Here is a 13615-nt window from a genome sequence, read left to right on the forward strand (position 1 = left end):
GGTATATAACCGCTTCTTGAAAAATTGAAACATTTTTATGCAATTTATTATAGGTTACTAACTTCCCGAGTATGGGTATATAGAAAATACTTGCTTCACATTAATTGGAGGTGTTTTATATGAAGAAACTGGTTTGTAAATATTGTGGAAACGCGGAATTTTATGTACTAAGTGTGAATGAAACACTTTGTAAATGCGGGGTGCGCTTAACCAAACCCAGTGATTATCTAAGAGAGGATTCGCCGAAATGGCGAGGGGATCAAAGGCGGCAAGCAGAGGCGATTTCAAAAATCAGCCTATTAAAAAGGGAAATTGACAAGTGTCTTGATGAACGAGACCAAGAACGATTTAAAAAGTTAACCTATGAATTACGAGTCAGCCAATATGCCTTGACTGACTCGAAAGCACATTTCAAGGAACGATTAAATCAGAACGGAAAAACCTACAGTTAATTTGGTCACTTCGACAATCAGGTTTATTTTTCAAAAATGCGGGTATTTCAATAAATAGATACAACAAAAAAAAAAGGAGAGATTGATTATGGGATTTATTTGGTCATTAATTATTGGAGGCATCATCGGCTGGCTCGCGGGACTTATTATGGGACGTGACGTACCAGGCGGCATCATCGGCAATATTATCGCCGGATTTATCGGCGCATGGCTTGGATCTTTACTATTAGGCGGCTGGGGTCCCGTCATCGGCGGATTTTACTTCATTCCGGCGCTCATCGGTGCGATTGCCCTCGTCTTTATCCTGAGCCTTATCTTAAAAGGAAAGAAACATACAGCTTAATCGTGTAACCACCCAATAAGGGGCTGCCACAGGGGCAGCCTCTTTTTTGTGTGTGTAACTTACGGTAAGGATAGAGGTTTATTTTTCGGCATGACGGGTAATTCATACATAAATAAACCTTTTGGAGAATTCAAGGGAAGACCTCCCTTACGATTTAATAGAATAACTATTCAGACTGGATCGGCTTCGGAGCCGTAAGGATGTAAGAGAGGTAGGGCTTACGTCGTTTAGTTAAAATGAATCAACTCATTTGGAAAGGTAACCTAGAATAAAAGAAATTGGAGATGATCAAATGGAACTGCCAAAACATAGCTACTATATTAATATTCAGTCTCATGAAATAGCACGGGAGCCTTTTGGTTCGGAATGGAATTTTAAAATTGAAGCGACGGATCGTCAAATCACAAGTCTTAAACAGTTGTTTGATGATAACGACAAAACAGATTGGGAAAGCTATATCCGCTCCCATATTCCTTTTCTTGAATATCACCATGATCCCCAAAATCAGGAATACGATGTACGAATGGTGATCATCTACGCCATCCTCTATCAGCTTGGAGATACTAAAACCCGCGCTCATATTCAGGAGATGGGGATATTAAATGAGGACTTTTTGGACAAAAAAAATGCAAGTTTTAAATAAAAAAACAATGGGGCTTTCTCTTCCAACGAGAAAGCCCCATTTGTTTTTACTAAATTATAAAATCCCTGAGAACAGGCGGGCAAATGATTCTTTTCCTTTCACTGTCATCTTCCGTTTATAGAACTCCACAGGGGTGATACGTCGGCATTCCCTTAAATCCTCCTCAAAATGCTTCACTAAATCAGCGATCGAATCGGTCGCTGTTAAAAATAAATTCACCTCAAAGTTCAAGTGAAAGCTGCGCATATCGACATTTGCCGTCCCAACCGAGGCAAGATCGCCATCGACAATGACCACCTTTTTATGCAAAAAACCTTTTTGATAGGAATAAATTTCAATGCCTGCACGCAACAGCTCAGGAAAATAGGACTGGGTCGCATATTGGGTGAGAAAACCGTCATTGGTGTCAGGCACCATCAGACGGACTTGAATACCCTTTCTTGCTGCAACGCGTAAGGCTGTTTGAATCGCTTGGTTCGGTATAAAATACGGGGTGGCAATCCAAATCGATTTCGTCGCACAAGTAAACATCGCATAATAATGGTCACTCATATTGTCTCGTGTTTCCGGGCCCGTTGCCACCACATGCACCAAACCATTGTCATGAATAGGATATTCCTTCATATATCGCTCATCGTCAAACAACGTCTCCCCGCACACATACTTCCAGTCCAATAAAAAGACTGCATGAAGTGTCTGCACCGCTTCCCCTTCAAGAACTACATGGGTATCACACCAAAAACCAAATTCATCATCCTCTCCAAGGTATTCGATGCCGACATTGAGACCGCCGACAAAACCCACTTTGCCATCAATAATAATAATTTTTCGATGATTGCGGAAGTTGAATTTCTGATTATACCAAGCGGTTTTGAGCGGTAAAAAGGGATACACTTGAATGCCAGCTGCCACCATTTTCTTCGTGACGGCACTTAAAAAAGAATAACTGCCGACCGCATCCACCATGAGCCGGATTTCGACGCCTTCCCGCACCTTGGCCATTAAAATGTCAATTAACTCCTGCCCAAGGCGGTCAGAGCGGAAAATATAATATTCCAAATGGATAAAATCCTTCGCGGCCATCAGGCGCCGTTTAATTTCCTCAAAGGTTTCCGTGCCGTTATTTAACACTGTGGTCATCGTGTTTTGATTTTGATCGGTTAAGGTCACCCGGTTCAAATAATCGGCAAAACTGCGCTGGTGGTCATTTAGCTGCGACACATCCAGCGCACGCTGTTTTTTACTGATGGATTCGAATAATTCACGGTCACTCATCCGCTTTGATTTGAACAATTCTCCTTTCACGAGCAGCTGACCGGAGTAGACATAGAAAATATAGCCTCCTACCGGAAATAACACTAAAATATAGGTCCATAGTAATGTATTTTGCGGTGGTCGGTTTTCGAGCCACAATGCCTGCACAGTGGAGATAATAATCAAGCCATAAAGACCGATTGACAGCCCTTTCCACTTAAACGGCAGACCTGTAAATAAAACCAAGTAGCATAAAATAAGCATCACGATGACAAAGAAAAATTCCAAGCGTTTACGTTTCATCACGACGTTCTCCCTACATCTTTTTTAAGATGAAATACCCTTTATTTAATATGATGAAACAAAAGGTACCTGCCTCCAATGCGTTAACACCATAACGCATTGGGGTCAGGCACCTTCTACACCTTCCGATAAATCCGCTCATGCAGATTAAATTCCTCATATTGTATTCCTTTAGGCATAAACAAGATGGATTCTTTGCTGCCAAGCCCGATGAAGCCGCCATCTGCCAGACTGTTGTACATCAAGCGATGAACCTGTTGCTGCAGGCCATTGTCAAAATAAATCATGACATTGCGGCAGAGAATCACATGAAATTCATTGAACGAGCCATCTGTCACCAGGTTATGCTGGGCAAAAATGAGCTTCTCCGCCAAACCAGGCTGGAAATAAGCAAATTGATGGTCTGTCGTATAGTACTCGGAGAAGGCCTTATTACCGCCGGCTTTCAAATAATTCTTCGTATATTGCTGCATTTTCTTCAAAGGAAAAGCTCCCTTTTGCGCAGCGGTCAAGGCCTTTGCGTTCATATCGGTCGCATAGATGGTGGTCTTATCCGCAAGGCCCTCTTCCTGGATCAGGATGGCCATCGAATAGACCTCCTCCCCGGTCGCGCAGCCGGCATGCCAAATCCGAATCTCCGGCAGCTCTCTAAGAAGCGGCACCACCTCGCTGCGAAAGGCGGCGAAGAAGTCCGGGTCGCGATACATTTCCGTCATCCGGATCGACAAATCATTCAATAATCGCTCCAAAAATCCCTGTTCATGAAGTACTTTTTCCAATAAAGCCGTTATCGTCGGCAGCCGCTCCGCCTTCATCCGATTCAAAATCCTTCTGCAGAGCGATGCCCGCACGTACCCGCGGAAGTCGTAACCATACTTCTGATATAATCCCTCGAGCAGCAAATTGATTTCGATTTCCTGAAGTTCATTCAGCGGCAATGCCTCTGTCTCTAGGTCGGACTGTGTCTTCATTGCGGATCCACCTGCTCCGTCAGCCATACCCGCATCAGCGAGAAGAGCTGGTCAATATTTAAAGGCTTCATTATATAATCAGACGCCCCTGCTTCCATACATTTATCGCGTTCGCCCTTCATGGCCTTGGCGGTCAAAGCGATAATCGGCAGGGACTGCATGCCGAGATCCTGGCGAATGACCTGCATCGCCTCATACCCGCCCATGACCGGCATCATAATATCCATAAAAATCAGGTCGAAATCGGCTTGTTGCCGCAGCATTTCAATGGCGCGCTTCCCATTTTCAGCTACCTCTACAGTAACCCCTTTTCTTTCTAGAGCAGTAACCAGCGCGAACACATTCCGTCCGTCGTCCTCAACCAGAAGTACCTTTTTTCCTTTAAAAAGCAAATCGCCTGAGCTCTCGACTTCAGTCGGTTCGTCCGCAGGGACTTCTTCCTCCGTTAGGACGCGCGTACTTGCGGCCACTTCCTCCAGTGCCAGACCATAATCATCCACTCGACCATAGTAGTCAGACTCCAGTTTGCACGGAATATATAACGTAAACGTGCTTCCCTTACCCGGCTCGCTTTGAACGTGGAGGGCGCCGCCGAGCAGCTTGGTAAATTCGCGGCAAATCGATAAGCCCAGCCCTGTCCCGCCATATTGCCGGTTCGTGGTACCGTCCACCTGTTGAAAGGCATCGAAAATAATTTGCTGCTTTTCGAGTGGAATCCCGATTCCGGTATCGGTAACCGAAATCGCCAGTACCCCCTCCTCTGCTTGGATATCGGGCACCTCTTCAGGGGCAGCCATTTCCATTCGCACCGTTACCGAGCCCCGTTCCGTAAATTTAAAGGCATTTGACAACAGATTTTTCAAAATTTGCTGCAGTCGTTGGCCGTCCGTCAAAATAACCGCAGGGACGTCTGGGTCGGTCAACACGTTAAACATCACATTCTTATTCGCTGCGACTGGGTCGAACAGATTCCGCATCATCTGTGGAATTTCTGTCACATTCACTTCATCTGTCAAAATTTCAATTTTTCCCGCTTCAATTTTCGATAAATCGAGGATATCATCAATCAAGCGCAGCAAATCCCCGCCGGAGGTATTGACCACACGGGCGTATTCGCTCACTTCTGCGCTGTCCATTTCCGTGTTACTCTCCATCAGCATTTGCGACAGAATCAGAATGCTGTTCAATGGCGTCCGAAGCTCATGCGACATGTTCGCAAGAAAATCCGTTTTGTACTGCGAACTCATTTGCAGCTTCAGCGAATACTCCTCCAGCTCATCCTTCGCTTTTTTCAAATCATACGCCCGTTGTTCGGCAAATTGCTTCTGCTCTTCTAAAAATTCATTGGTCACCTTGAGTTGTTCCTGCTGCATTTGCAATTCTTCCGATTGCGCCTGCAGTTCTTCTGATTGCGCCTGTAGTTCTTCGGTTAAAATTTGCGATTCCCCGAGCAGCCTTTCCACTTCCATCCGCCCGTTCACACTAGAAATCACCGACCCAAACTTGTCCTGAAGCAAGTCCAGCAGTGTTAGGTGCTGCGCAAGAAATGGCTGGAACGCGGCGAATTCGACCACCGCTTCAACCCTATCCTCAAAGAGAATCGGGGCAATTAATAAATTCGTTGGCGAAGAAGCCCCTAAGCCTGAGGTCACTTCAAAATGCTCCTCCGGCAGCTTATCAATCAAAAATATTCGCTTATCAGCCGCTGCTTGACCGATTAGCCCTTCACCCAAGCGAAAGCTCGCCGCGACCCGCTCTTCATTCGCAATCGCGTAGCCGGCGACTTTGACGTAATCCACTAAGCCGCCTTGACTCCGGCGAAGATAGACAACCCCGTAAGTCGCTTCGAGCAACGGAGCAAGCTTAGTCACAAACGCTTGCGACAGTTCGGTAATATCGGTAATCCCTTGATACATAGTGGAAATGTCCGTCATGCTTTCCTGTACCCAGCTCTGTCTTTCAAGATTGCTCAGGAGGCTGTTCATCGCCTCTGCCAGCTCCTGGGTTTCGTCACGCGTATTCACTTTGATCCTTGTTGTCAGATCAACCTCTGATTCTGAGTCAGTAATACTCTTAATCGCCTCAACCACTTGTTTAATCGTTCTCACAATAGAATTCGACAGGAAGAAGGCAGTAACAATCGTAATCACCGTCACCAAAATGATAATCGCATACAAGGTTATTTTTAAATTTGTATTGTTTTGATTGAGCTGGGTAATCCGATTAGCCGTCAATTGCTTTTCATTGGTGAGAAAGGAATCTAACTGCGTGCGCAGCTGGTCGGTCAGTTTCTTTCCGGTATTTTTCGTGAAATGCTCGTCCAGCGCCTCGACGTTGTTCGCCTTTTTTTGATTAATTACGTATTCCCCAGATTTCTCTATCCAGGTCATCATCAGCGGTTTAATCTCGTCCAAATTCCCCTTCTGGCTCCCGTTATCTCCTAACATGGAATGCAATTTATTGTAATTGTCCAGCCAGCTCCGGCTCGCCAGATTATAGGGCTCAAGATACTCCTCATTGCCCGTGATCACATATCCTCTCATCCCGGTTTCCATTTGGAGGATATTTTTTTGAATTTGATTCGCTAGGTCGTGGACTTCAATATCGTGTTTGGATACGAAATCAACCTCATTCTGCAAAGCTGTCATTCTATTAATCACGATCAACAGGGATAGCACCAAGCAGACCAATATGGTTAAGTAGCCAGTAATAATTTTGGCATGGATGTTGTAATTCCAACCTTTGATTGTCATCGCCCCCGGTATTAAAATATACCTTATTCTACCATAAATCGTTCCGTTTTGAATGGAGCACACACTTTTACCTACTAATTACCCATTTCTCTTTTTCACGAAACCTTCTTTTTGAAAAATTTATTTAGTGGTTTCAATCAGTTTGGGGGTGGGTACAAAAACTAGTATCAACTATATGGAGGTATGTAAAATGGCAAAAACAAAAGAAAAGGTTTTATCATCAGATGTGCTCGACAAGCAGGTGGCGAATTTCTCTGTTCTGTATATGAAGCTGCATCATTATCATTGGTATGTAAAAGGTGAGAATTTTTTCACGCTGCACGTTAAGTTTGGAGAATGGTATGCGGAGGCGGCGTTACATCTTGATACGATCGCCGAACGAATGCTGGCAATTGGAGCGTTACCGACGGCTACTTTAAAAGAGCAATTGGAGATGGCTTCGCTTGAGGAGGCTAGCGGCAGCGAGAGTGCAGGTGAGATGGTTCGAGCCTTGGCCGATGACTTTGACACTATTTGCACAGAGCTTACAGAGGGAATCACCACAGCCGAAGACAACGACGATCAGCCAACCGCGGATTTGTTCATTGCGATTCGGACGTCGTTAGAAAAGCATAAATGGATGCTTGAGGCGTACTTGGCGGAATAAGTTTGGGTTCTTAGGCGAAAAAATAGGTGCCAGCGGGGATGCTGGCACCTTGCTTTGGCTTTAGGTTACCTTTTTCATAGATTCCTACAAAATCGGGCACGTAGAACCTTTCTATGTTACCTTTTTCATAGTTTCTTACTGAATCGGGCACGTAGTACCCTTCTAGGTTACCTTTTTCATAGATTTCCCACGAATCGGTCACGTAGAACCCTTTTACGTTACCTTTTTCATAGATTCCTCACAAATCGGTCACGTAGAACCGCTCTTCATCAACCTTTTGTAGAGCAGGAAGAACTATCGCCGATTGGACGATTGCCGCACGCCCATCCGCCGATTATCCCCCCCACCCAATCACTTCGTCGCAATCATCACCAAGCAAATATCATCCTTTTGAGGATTCATAACCTCGCACCTTGGCTGCAGCCGCTGAAGCAGCGCCGCCGGGTCATCCATGCCATCCTCCTGCATGCAGCTGGTCAGCGTCACCTTCGCATCCTCATACTCCTCCTCGAGCCATTCCGACAAGCCATCCGTATACAGCAAAATCCGCGCCCTGTCCTCGTAGGAAATGACCCCTTTACTCACCTCAATCTCATCAAAAAAGCCCAAGGCACAGCAACCTTCCTCCAGCAACTGCACTTCTCCATCCACCATCGCAATTCCCGCCGGATGCCCGGCATTCACGTACTCAATTGTCTGCTTTTCGGTGTCGAGAACGAAGTAAATGGCCGTAAAATAATAGTTTATTAAACTATCATTATGTAGTTGATTCATGCGCCGGTTCAGCTCTATCATCACGGACTCCGGGTCGCACAAACTGGTAATCGAATCCTTTAACGCCGAATAAATATACATACACACGAGCGACGATGAAATCCCATGACCCATCATATCGAGCAAAATCACGCCATAACGGTGCGGGCTGATCTTGTACCAGGCATACAAATCGCCGGCAAGCTCAAACGAAGGCTTGTAAACCGCCGAAATGACCACATCCTCCTCCTGAATCGGGCCTGAAAGCATACTAAGCTGCACCTGCTTGGCTAAATCCAGCTCATATTGAATCCGCTTATCCCGTTCCTTACGTAAATCCTTCTCCTGCTTTAACCGCAGTACCGAGCGAATGCGCGCCAGCAGCTCCACTTTATTAATCGGCTTCATCACATAATCAAGGGCGCCGGCATCCATCGCCTGGGCCATTATATTGGAATCGCCCATTGCCGTGACAAAGATAATCGGAAGATCGTTGAACCGCTCAGTCGCTAAAATCGTGCGGCAGGCCTCAATGCCGTCGATTTCCGGCATCATTAAATCCATCAAAATTAAATCGATATCACTTTCACCGGGATGAGGCGCATCAAGCTGTAAATAATCGTATAACTCCATAGCGGAAGACAGTAGCACCAATCGTTTATAGCCTGCATTGTACAATATTTTTTCAACTATCATCAGATTTGTTTTATTGTCATCGACAATGACAATTTTCATAGCCATCCCTTTTGCCAACCCCTTTTTAAAAGGGTCAGACCCCCACTGTGTTACCGCATTAACGCATCGGGGGTCTGACCCCTAAGTGTTTTCCGCAATTTTTCAAGCGCCTTTTTCTGCAGCCTTGATACATGCATCTGTGAAATCCCCAAATACTCGCCTGTTTCCTTTTGGCTCTTATTCTCGACAAATGTGTAATGAATCACTTCCCGTTCCCTGTCCGATAAAACGTGGAGGACACTCTCAAGCAATAGCTTTTGATCCACCCTTTCATAGCCCTCATCATGCGTTCCAACTATATCTAAGGTTGTCACCGTACTTCCCTCAGATCCCGTTTCAATCGTTTGGTCAACGGAGGCGGTCTGATAGCTTTTCCCCATTTCCATCGCTTCTAAAAGTTCCTCTTCGGAAATCTCCATATACTCGGCGATTTCGTGGATCTTTGGGGATCGTTGATATTGATTGGTCAGCTCGTCCACGACCGTTTTAATTTTCGGCCAGGTTTCTTTGATCCTTCGCGGGACATGGACGCCCCATGTTTTATCCCGTAAAAATCGCTTAATCTCCCCAATAACAGTCGGGATTAAAAACGACTCGAAGGATCGCCCCAAAGCGGGATCATACCGCCGAATTGCCGACAATAACCCAATCATCGCCACCTGCATAATATCCTCGTGAAAATTTTTCCCCTTGGAATATTTCCGTGCCAGGCTTGCGACCAGTGCATTGTAATGCTCCACCAGTACGTTTTGCGCTTCTGGGTCCTCATCCTGCTGGAACGCCAATATCAGGGCATCAATTTCTTCCTTAGTTCGTCTCCCGGTTTGAGATGGTTGTGTCATGATTTTCACGCTCCCCACTTCGGTTCTTCACCATGAAGACCGTTACACCGGAATGATTCAACACCCGGACTTCATCCATCAGCGTTTCTATCAAATATAAGCCTAACCCTCCCTCTGAAAGCTGCTCCACCGTACTAGTTTCCGTATAAGGGCCAAGTTCTTCTTTTGTTTGGTAAAAATTAAAGCTCTTTCCACTATCGGCAACGACGATTTCCAACTTGTCCTGATACACCCCGAAGCCGATGATCACTTCCCCGCCCTCGTCTTTGTGGTAGGCATGCTGGACAGCATTCGTACACGCCTCGCTGACAGCGATTTTCATGTCCTCAATTTCCTCATATGTATACCCCATGCGGCTGGCAATTCCCGATAACGTTAATCTTATGACCCCGACATAATCCGGCTTGGCCGGAATTTTCATTTCAATATAATCCATCACTTTGTTCACTCTTCCCCACCCTCTGAATTTGCAGAAATATTCATGATATGACTCAAACCGGTAATTTTAAATAGTCGCTTTAATCGCTCCGATAACTCAACCAACCTTAATTCGCCGCCATTATTCTTCAGCTGCTTGAACAAGCCAACAAATACGCCCAGCCCGGTACTATCTAAATAAGATACATCCTTAAGATTAACCGTTATCAATTGATTCTTCCCCTCAGCAAGCGGCAATAATTCCTCTCTTAGCTGCGGCGCCGTAAACGCATCAATTTCCCCGCTAACCCGTACCACAATTTCCTGATCGTGCTGCTGTTTATCTATTTTCATGTTCATACCATCACACCTTTAATCTTTTATTTTGTACATACCCGTTTACTAGAATCTTAAACATCCTTTTTAAAAAAATTTCTTTTTTGTATTATACCAAAATATGCTAGTTAATCGAATGGACTGTTTGAACGAGGTTTTATTTTTCAAAAAATAGGGTACTGACAGGGAAAGGAGTGATAAATCTATGAAAAAAAGAAATGATGAGGAGCTCAAGTCGGCTGACAATAGTTCGATGGCCCAAAACTTAGAGGAAGTGAAGGAACTCGGCAAGCAAATGAAGAAGGCCAAAACCGGCACTGAGCTGAAGGAAGAGCGGAACAAAACGCAGGATCCGCTGCAATAGCGGCAGTGGTCTGTTCAACGGATCCTGCATAAAAACAATGACCTTGCCAGGCTACCCGCCTGGCTTTTATGCTTTTTAAAGCAAGTGGTTGATAAATACTGAAAAGTGGTTGATAAAAGGTCAATAGCGGTTGATATATTTAAAAAGTGGTTGATACCCCTTCGAAATCGGTCGATATATGGTCCAATCTAGTTGATAAAGTGCAACGACCCGCAAAAAAGAAGCTTGCGCTGTTAGCACAAGCCTCGTCTTTTAAGCTTATCTAGCTGGATCAACAATTCTAATCATCCTTACGTTGGTTACTTCTTGCTTCGCCGCCCTTTTCCCCGATCTCTTGATAAAACTCCTTATCATGATTCTCGGCTGTGGCCTCTCCGCCTTTACGGCCAATCTCTTGATAAAACTCTTTATCATGATTCTCGGCTGTTGCTTCTCCGCCTTTGCGGCCGATTTCTTGATAAAACTCTTTATCATGATTTTCGGCTGTCGCTTGGCCGCCTTTACGTCCCGCTTCCTCTAACGTCATTTTCCCGTCATTATCCTTGCTTGCCATGTTCAAATTCCTCCCCTATGTTTTTTTTCGTGTAGCCATCCCACTTATGAACGCCTACATCAAGATTACCTGAGCCGTTCCACGTTGCTTCGACTCATTGTAACCTTGGTTATGTTGTACCACCTTCCCTTGCCGCTAAAACTCTATTTCCCCATTTTAATAGTTTTGAAATAATTGTAACAAGAACCAGATGAAGCATAAGGACCGTCCCCTGCTTCCCATTTATATTCAAGTTACGGTTGATACCCAAAATGAGAATGGAGTAAACTTCCATTTTATCAACTGTTCACTGGATATTATTTTATATTTTGCGTTCCGAATTTGACTGTTATAATAGTGGTTACGAAAATACTAGGAGGTTGACCCAATGACCACATTTGAAAAGTTAAAGCCAATTATTGCAGACCAACTGGGTGTCAAAATGGAGAATATTAAATTGGAAGCATCATTCAAAGATGATTTCGAAGCTGATTCTCTTGATATGGTGGATCTGACCATGGAAATTGAAGATGAATTCGCCATCGAAATTAGTGACAAAGTCGCAGCGAAGCTTCAAACGGTCGGAGATGTCGTAAACTATATTGAAAAGCGATAATAGGATGGCCCCACGCAGGCGGACACTTGATCACGTCTGAACGTATCGCACGCGGCATCCGCTAAGGATTGGGGCTTTTCTAGAACTTTAAAACCATAATAATCGATAAAAGCTGTATGATCCTTAGTAACTCGGTAGCTAAAAGGGGCTTCCTCAACTATGGCGAGTTTACCTTTTCAAATACCAATTCCACTGTCATTTCGGCACGTATCTTAAGAAAAGTACCTCAAAACGGCACAATCCCCACTGCTTCATTTTGTTTATTTAGTAGTTGTAAAATAGGCTTCCCCTAGAATTTCCTTCACTTGATACTGATCTGATGAAAGCTCTTTTTCAATAAAAGAGGTAACAGCTGATTGTTCCACGTCGTACATGACTTCAACTTCTTTAGAAAAGAGCAGTTTTTCTTTTTCCAGCAGGCTAGAAAGGGATGGTTGCTGTTTTGGCTGCAGGTCTTCCCTATTTAAAACTTGTTTTAAACCGTCCACATAGGATTCAAACGGGCGGCCGCCCACAATTTTTACTCCTTTATTTTCCTCATTGATCATGACGATGGTAGGAAGACCTCTGACACCTAAGCTTCTGGCTAGACCGAAATCTTCATTCAATAATTGTTGTCCGATTGGTTGTTCCGCTTCATTGACAATGGCTTCTCCATCAAGACCAAGTTTATTTACGATTTCAATCATAACGGATGGATCTGAAATATTTTGATTAAAGGCAAAAAGGGCCTCTCTTGCACGACGCAAATATTCATGTGCTTTTTGCTCATTATGATTTTTTTGAATGACCTTAAATACACGAGAGGGTGGGTAGGATGATTGAACAGGATTATCAATCATTAAAGTCCCATCAATTGGCATTCTTGAATATTCTCCAACTTCTCTCCAGTGACCAGCAACGTCGGCTGGTTTATAAATTCCGTTGGCAGGGTCGATTGGCCCGTCATGCCATTTTTCCAGCAAACCACCCATAACCGGATGAAAGTTAAAATACTCTCCATACTGCTCGATAAAACGACGGAGCACGGGTTCAATTGCCCAGCAATGTGAACAAATAGGATCCGTCACATAATAAAGATTAATTGATTTTTTTGGCTGATTAAAATCAATCATCTCCATTTCTTCCTCTCCAGCGACTCCGCATACACCTGTTTCTAAATCACAAATCATATTATTATTATTCAATTCATTTGTCCCCCTATAGATGTTTTACTTTTCAACATTATTATTTTCTTTACAATTGAATTGTACGTGAGAATGACAATCATCAACACCAATAGTTCTATAGATTTGTCGTTTATACAACACATTGAGGAAATTGTATAAAAAGTAAAGCAGGGGACGGTTCTTACCGCTTCAAAATTAAAAGGAAAAAGGAGATTTTGACTTATGTGTCATAATCTCCTTTTTGTCTTTGTTTCAAACAAAGCCAAGAGAACCCTCCTCTCGGTACTCACTACTCTTCCTTCTTCTCCTGGGAACATTCTGTACATACTCCATACCATGTTTTAACACCATCTATGCTATCGACCATATCAATTTCTGTTTCACACACTTGACATATAATTGTACCTTGTTTTACTGTTAGTGTTTCGCCCATTATTCTCTGCCCCCCGTACATACTTTTAATAAAACTGATTTAATACACTCAAC

The 13615-nt window shown here is 44.1% G+C and carries 16 protein-coding genes; 6 read left to right on the forward strand and 10 right to left on the reverse strand.

Annotated elements, in window-relative coordinates:
* Positions 1-119 precede the first annotated feature (119 nt).
* From BABA_RS15205 to BABA_RS15215, 3 genes are all read left to right on the forward strand, one after another.
* Entirely contained in the window at positions 120-452 is a 333-nt protein-coding gene (locus BABA_RS15205; protein WP_007086093.1) for an IDEAL domain-containing protein, read from the forward strand.
* A gap of 88 nt (positions 453-540) precedes the next feature.
* Positions 541-795 carry a GlsB/YeaQ/YmgE family stress response membrane protein gene (locus BABA_RS15210; RefSeq protein WP_007086094.1) on the forward strand — a complete coding sequence of 85 codons (255 nt, stop codon included), beginning with the start codon at positions 541-543 and terminating at the stop codon, positions 793-795.
* Positions 796-1087: 292 nt separating this feature from the next.
* On the forward strand, positions 1088-1438 hold the full coding sequence (locus tag BABA_RS15215) for a hypothetical protein (RefSeq protein ID WP_007086095.1): 351 nt from the start codon (positions 1088-1090) through the stop codon (positions 1436-1438).
* A 54-nt stretch (positions 1439-1492) separates the two neighbouring features.
* Here the strand turns inward: BABA_RS15215 and cls are convergent, their stop codons facing one another.
* From cls to BABA_RS15230, 3 genes are all read right to left on the reverse strand, one after another.
* Positions 1493-2995, reverse strand: coding sequence for a cardiolipin synthase (gene cls / locus BABA_RS15220; RefSeq protein WP_007086096.1), 1503 nt, complete (start codon positions 2993-2995; stop codon positions 1493-1495).
* Positions 2996-3111: 116 nt separating this feature from the next.
* A complete protein-coding gene (locus BABA_RS15225) occupies positions 3112-3966 on the reverse strand; it encodes a CheR family methyltransferase (RefSeq protein ID WP_007086097.1) in 855 nt (284 codons plus the stop codon).
* Entirely contained in the window at positions 3963-6719 is a 2757-nt protein-coding gene (locus tag BABA_RS15230) for an ATP-binding protein (RefSeq protein WP_157273205.1), read from the reverse strand. Before BABA_RS15230 ends, BABA_RS15225 begins: the two co-directional genes overlap by 4 nt.
* A gap of 190 nt (positions 6720-6909) precedes the next feature.
* Here BABA_RS15230 and BABA_RS15235 point away from each other — a divergent pair, with 190 nt between their 5' ends.
* Positions 6910-7365, forward strand: coding sequence for a Dps family protein (locus tag BABA_RS15235; RefSeq protein ID WP_007086099.1), 456 nt, complete (start codon positions 6910-6912; stop codon positions 7363-7365).
* A gap of 351 nt (positions 7366-7716) precedes the next feature.
* Here the strand turns inward: BABA_RS15235 and BABA_RS15245 are convergent, their stop codons facing one another.
* Genes BABA_RS15245 through BABA_RS15260 form a run of 4 tightly spaced genes read right to left on the reverse strand, consistent with a single transcriptional unit; the run spans position 7717 to position 10472 of the window.
* Entirely contained in the window at positions 7717-8853 is a 1137-nt protein-coding gene (locus BABA_RS15245; RefSeq protein WP_040346570.1) for a PP2C family protein-serine/threonine phosphatase, read from the reverse strand.
* A 50-nt stretch (positions 8854-8903) separates the two neighbouring features.
* Positions 8904-9695: an RNA polymerase sigma factor SigB gene (gene sigB, locus BABA_RS15250; protein WP_007086102.1), complete on the reverse strand. Its 792-nt coding sequence runs from the start codon at positions 9693-9695 to the stop codon at positions 8904-8906.
* Entirely contained in the window at positions 9661-10131 is a 471-nt protein-coding gene (gene rsbW / locus BABA_RS15255) for an anti-sigma B factor RsbW (protein ID WP_157273210.1), read from the reverse strand. Before rsbW ends, sigB begins: the two co-directional genes overlap by 35 nt.
* An 8-nt stretch (positions 10132-10139) precedes the next feature.
* Complete coding sequence (locus BABA_RS15260) at positions 10140-10472, reverse strand: anti-sigma factor antagonist (RefSeq protein ID WP_007086104.1); 333 nt, start codon at positions 10470-10472, stop codon at positions 10140-10142.
* 181 nt (positions 10473-10653) lie between these two features.
* On the opposite strand from BABA_RS15260, the gene BABA_RS27710 reads away from it, so the two are divergent.
* Positions 10654-10812: a hypothetical protein gene (locus tag BABA_RS27710; protein ID WP_162829842.1), complete on the forward strand. Its 159-nt coding sequence runs from the start codon at positions 10654-10656 to the stop codon at positions 10810-10812.
* Between the two features lie 280 nt (positions 10813-11092).
* Here the strand turns inward: BABA_RS27710 and BABA_RS15265 are convergent, their stop codons facing one another.
* Positions 11093-11365 (reverse strand): KGG domain-containing protein, encoded by a 273-nt coding sequence (locus tag BABA_RS15265; protein ID WP_007086105.1) that lies wholly within the window; start codon positions 11363-11365, stop codon positions 11093-11095.
* Positions 11366-11732: 367 nt separating this feature from the next.
* On the opposite strand from BABA_RS15265, the gene acpP reads away from it, so the two are divergent.
* Complete coding sequence (gene acpP / locus BABA_RS15270; protein WP_007086106.1) at positions 11733-11960, forward strand: acyl carrier protein; 228 nt, start codon at positions 11733-11735, stop codon at positions 11958-11960.
* A gap of 260 nt (positions 11961-12220) precedes the next feature.
* Here acpP and BABA_RS15275 read toward each other — a convergent pair whose 3' ends face one another.
* Both BABA_RS15275 and BABA_RS27370 read right to left on the reverse strand, forming a co-directional pair.
* On the reverse strand, positions 12221-13147 hold the full coding sequence (locus BABA_RS15275; RefSeq protein WP_007086107.1) for a DsbA family protein: 927 nt from the start codon (positions 13145-13147) through the stop codon (positions 12221-12223).
* A gap of 271 nt (positions 13148-13418) precedes the next feature.
* The gene (locus tag BABA_RS27370; RefSeq protein ID WP_157273206.1) at positions 13419-13562 is read right to left on the reverse strand and encodes a GapA-binding peptide SR1P; all 144 of its coding nucleotides are present in this window, start codon (positions 13560-13562) and stop codon (positions 13419-13421) included.
* Between the last annotated feature and the right edge of the window lie 53 nt (positions 13563-13615).

The sequence above is a fragment of the Neobacillus bataviensis LMG 21833 genome (assembly GCF_000307875.1).
Taxonomy (GTDB): Bacteria; Bacillota; Bacilli; order Bacillales; family Cytobacillaceae; genus Neobacillus; species Neobacillus bataviensis.

Coding starts and splice junctions, on each gene's coding strand:
- BABA_RS15205 (WP_007086093.1), top strand. CDS start 120: ATGAAGAAACTGGTTTGTAAATATTGTGGAAACGCGGAATTTTATGTA.
- BABA_RS15210 (WP_007086094.1), top strand. CDS start 541: ATGGGATTTATTTGGTCATTAATTATTGGAGGCATCATCGGCTGGCTC.
- BABA_RS15215 (WP_007086095.1), top strand. CDS start 1,088: ATGGAACTGCCAAAACATAGCTACTATATTAATATTCAGTCTCATGAA.
- cls (WP_007086096.1), bottom strand. CDS start 2,995: ATGAAACGTAAACGCTTGGAATTTTTCTTTGTCATCGTGATGCTTATT.
- BABA_RS15225 (WP_007086097.1), bottom strand. CDS start 3,966: ATGAAGACACAGTCCGACCTAGAGACAGAGGCATTGCCGCTGAATGAA.
- BABA_RS15230 (WP_157273205.1), bottom strand. CDS start 6,719: ATGACAATCAAAGGTTGGAATTACAACATCCATGCCAAAATTATTACT.
- BABA_RS15235 (WP_007086099.1), top strand. CDS start 6,910: ATGGCAAAAACAAAAGAAAAGGTTTTATCATCAGATGTGCTCGACAAG.
- BABA_RS15245 (WP_040346570.1), bottom strand. CDS start 8,853: ATGAAAATTGTCATTGTCGATGACAATAAAACAAATCTGATGATAGTT.
- sigB (WP_007086102.1), bottom strand. CDS start 9,695: ATGACACAACCATCTCAAACCGGGAGACGAACTAAGGAAGAAATTGAT.
- rsbW (WP_157273210.1), bottom strand. CDS start 10,131: ATGGATTATATTGAAATGAAAATTCCGGCCAAGCCGGATTATGTCGGG.
- BABA_RS15260 (WP_007086104.1), bottom strand. CDS start 10,472: ATGAACATGAAAATAGATAAACAGCAGCACGATCAGGAAATTGTGGTA.
- BABA_RS27710 (WP_162829842.1), top strand. CDS start 10,654: ATGAAAAAAAGAAATGATGAGGAGCTCAAGTCGGCTGACAATAGTTCG.
- BABA_RS15265 (WP_007086105.1), bottom strand. CDS start 11,365: ATGGCAAGCAAGGATAATGACGGGAAAATGACGTTAGAGGAAGCGGGA.
- acpP (WP_007086106.1), top strand. CDS start 11,733: ATGACCACATTTGAAAAGTTAAAGCCAATTATTGCAGACCAACTGGGT.
- BABA_RS27370 (WP_157273206.1), bottom strand. CDS start 13,562: ATGGGCGAAACACTAACAGTAAAACAAGGTACAATTATATGTCAAGTG.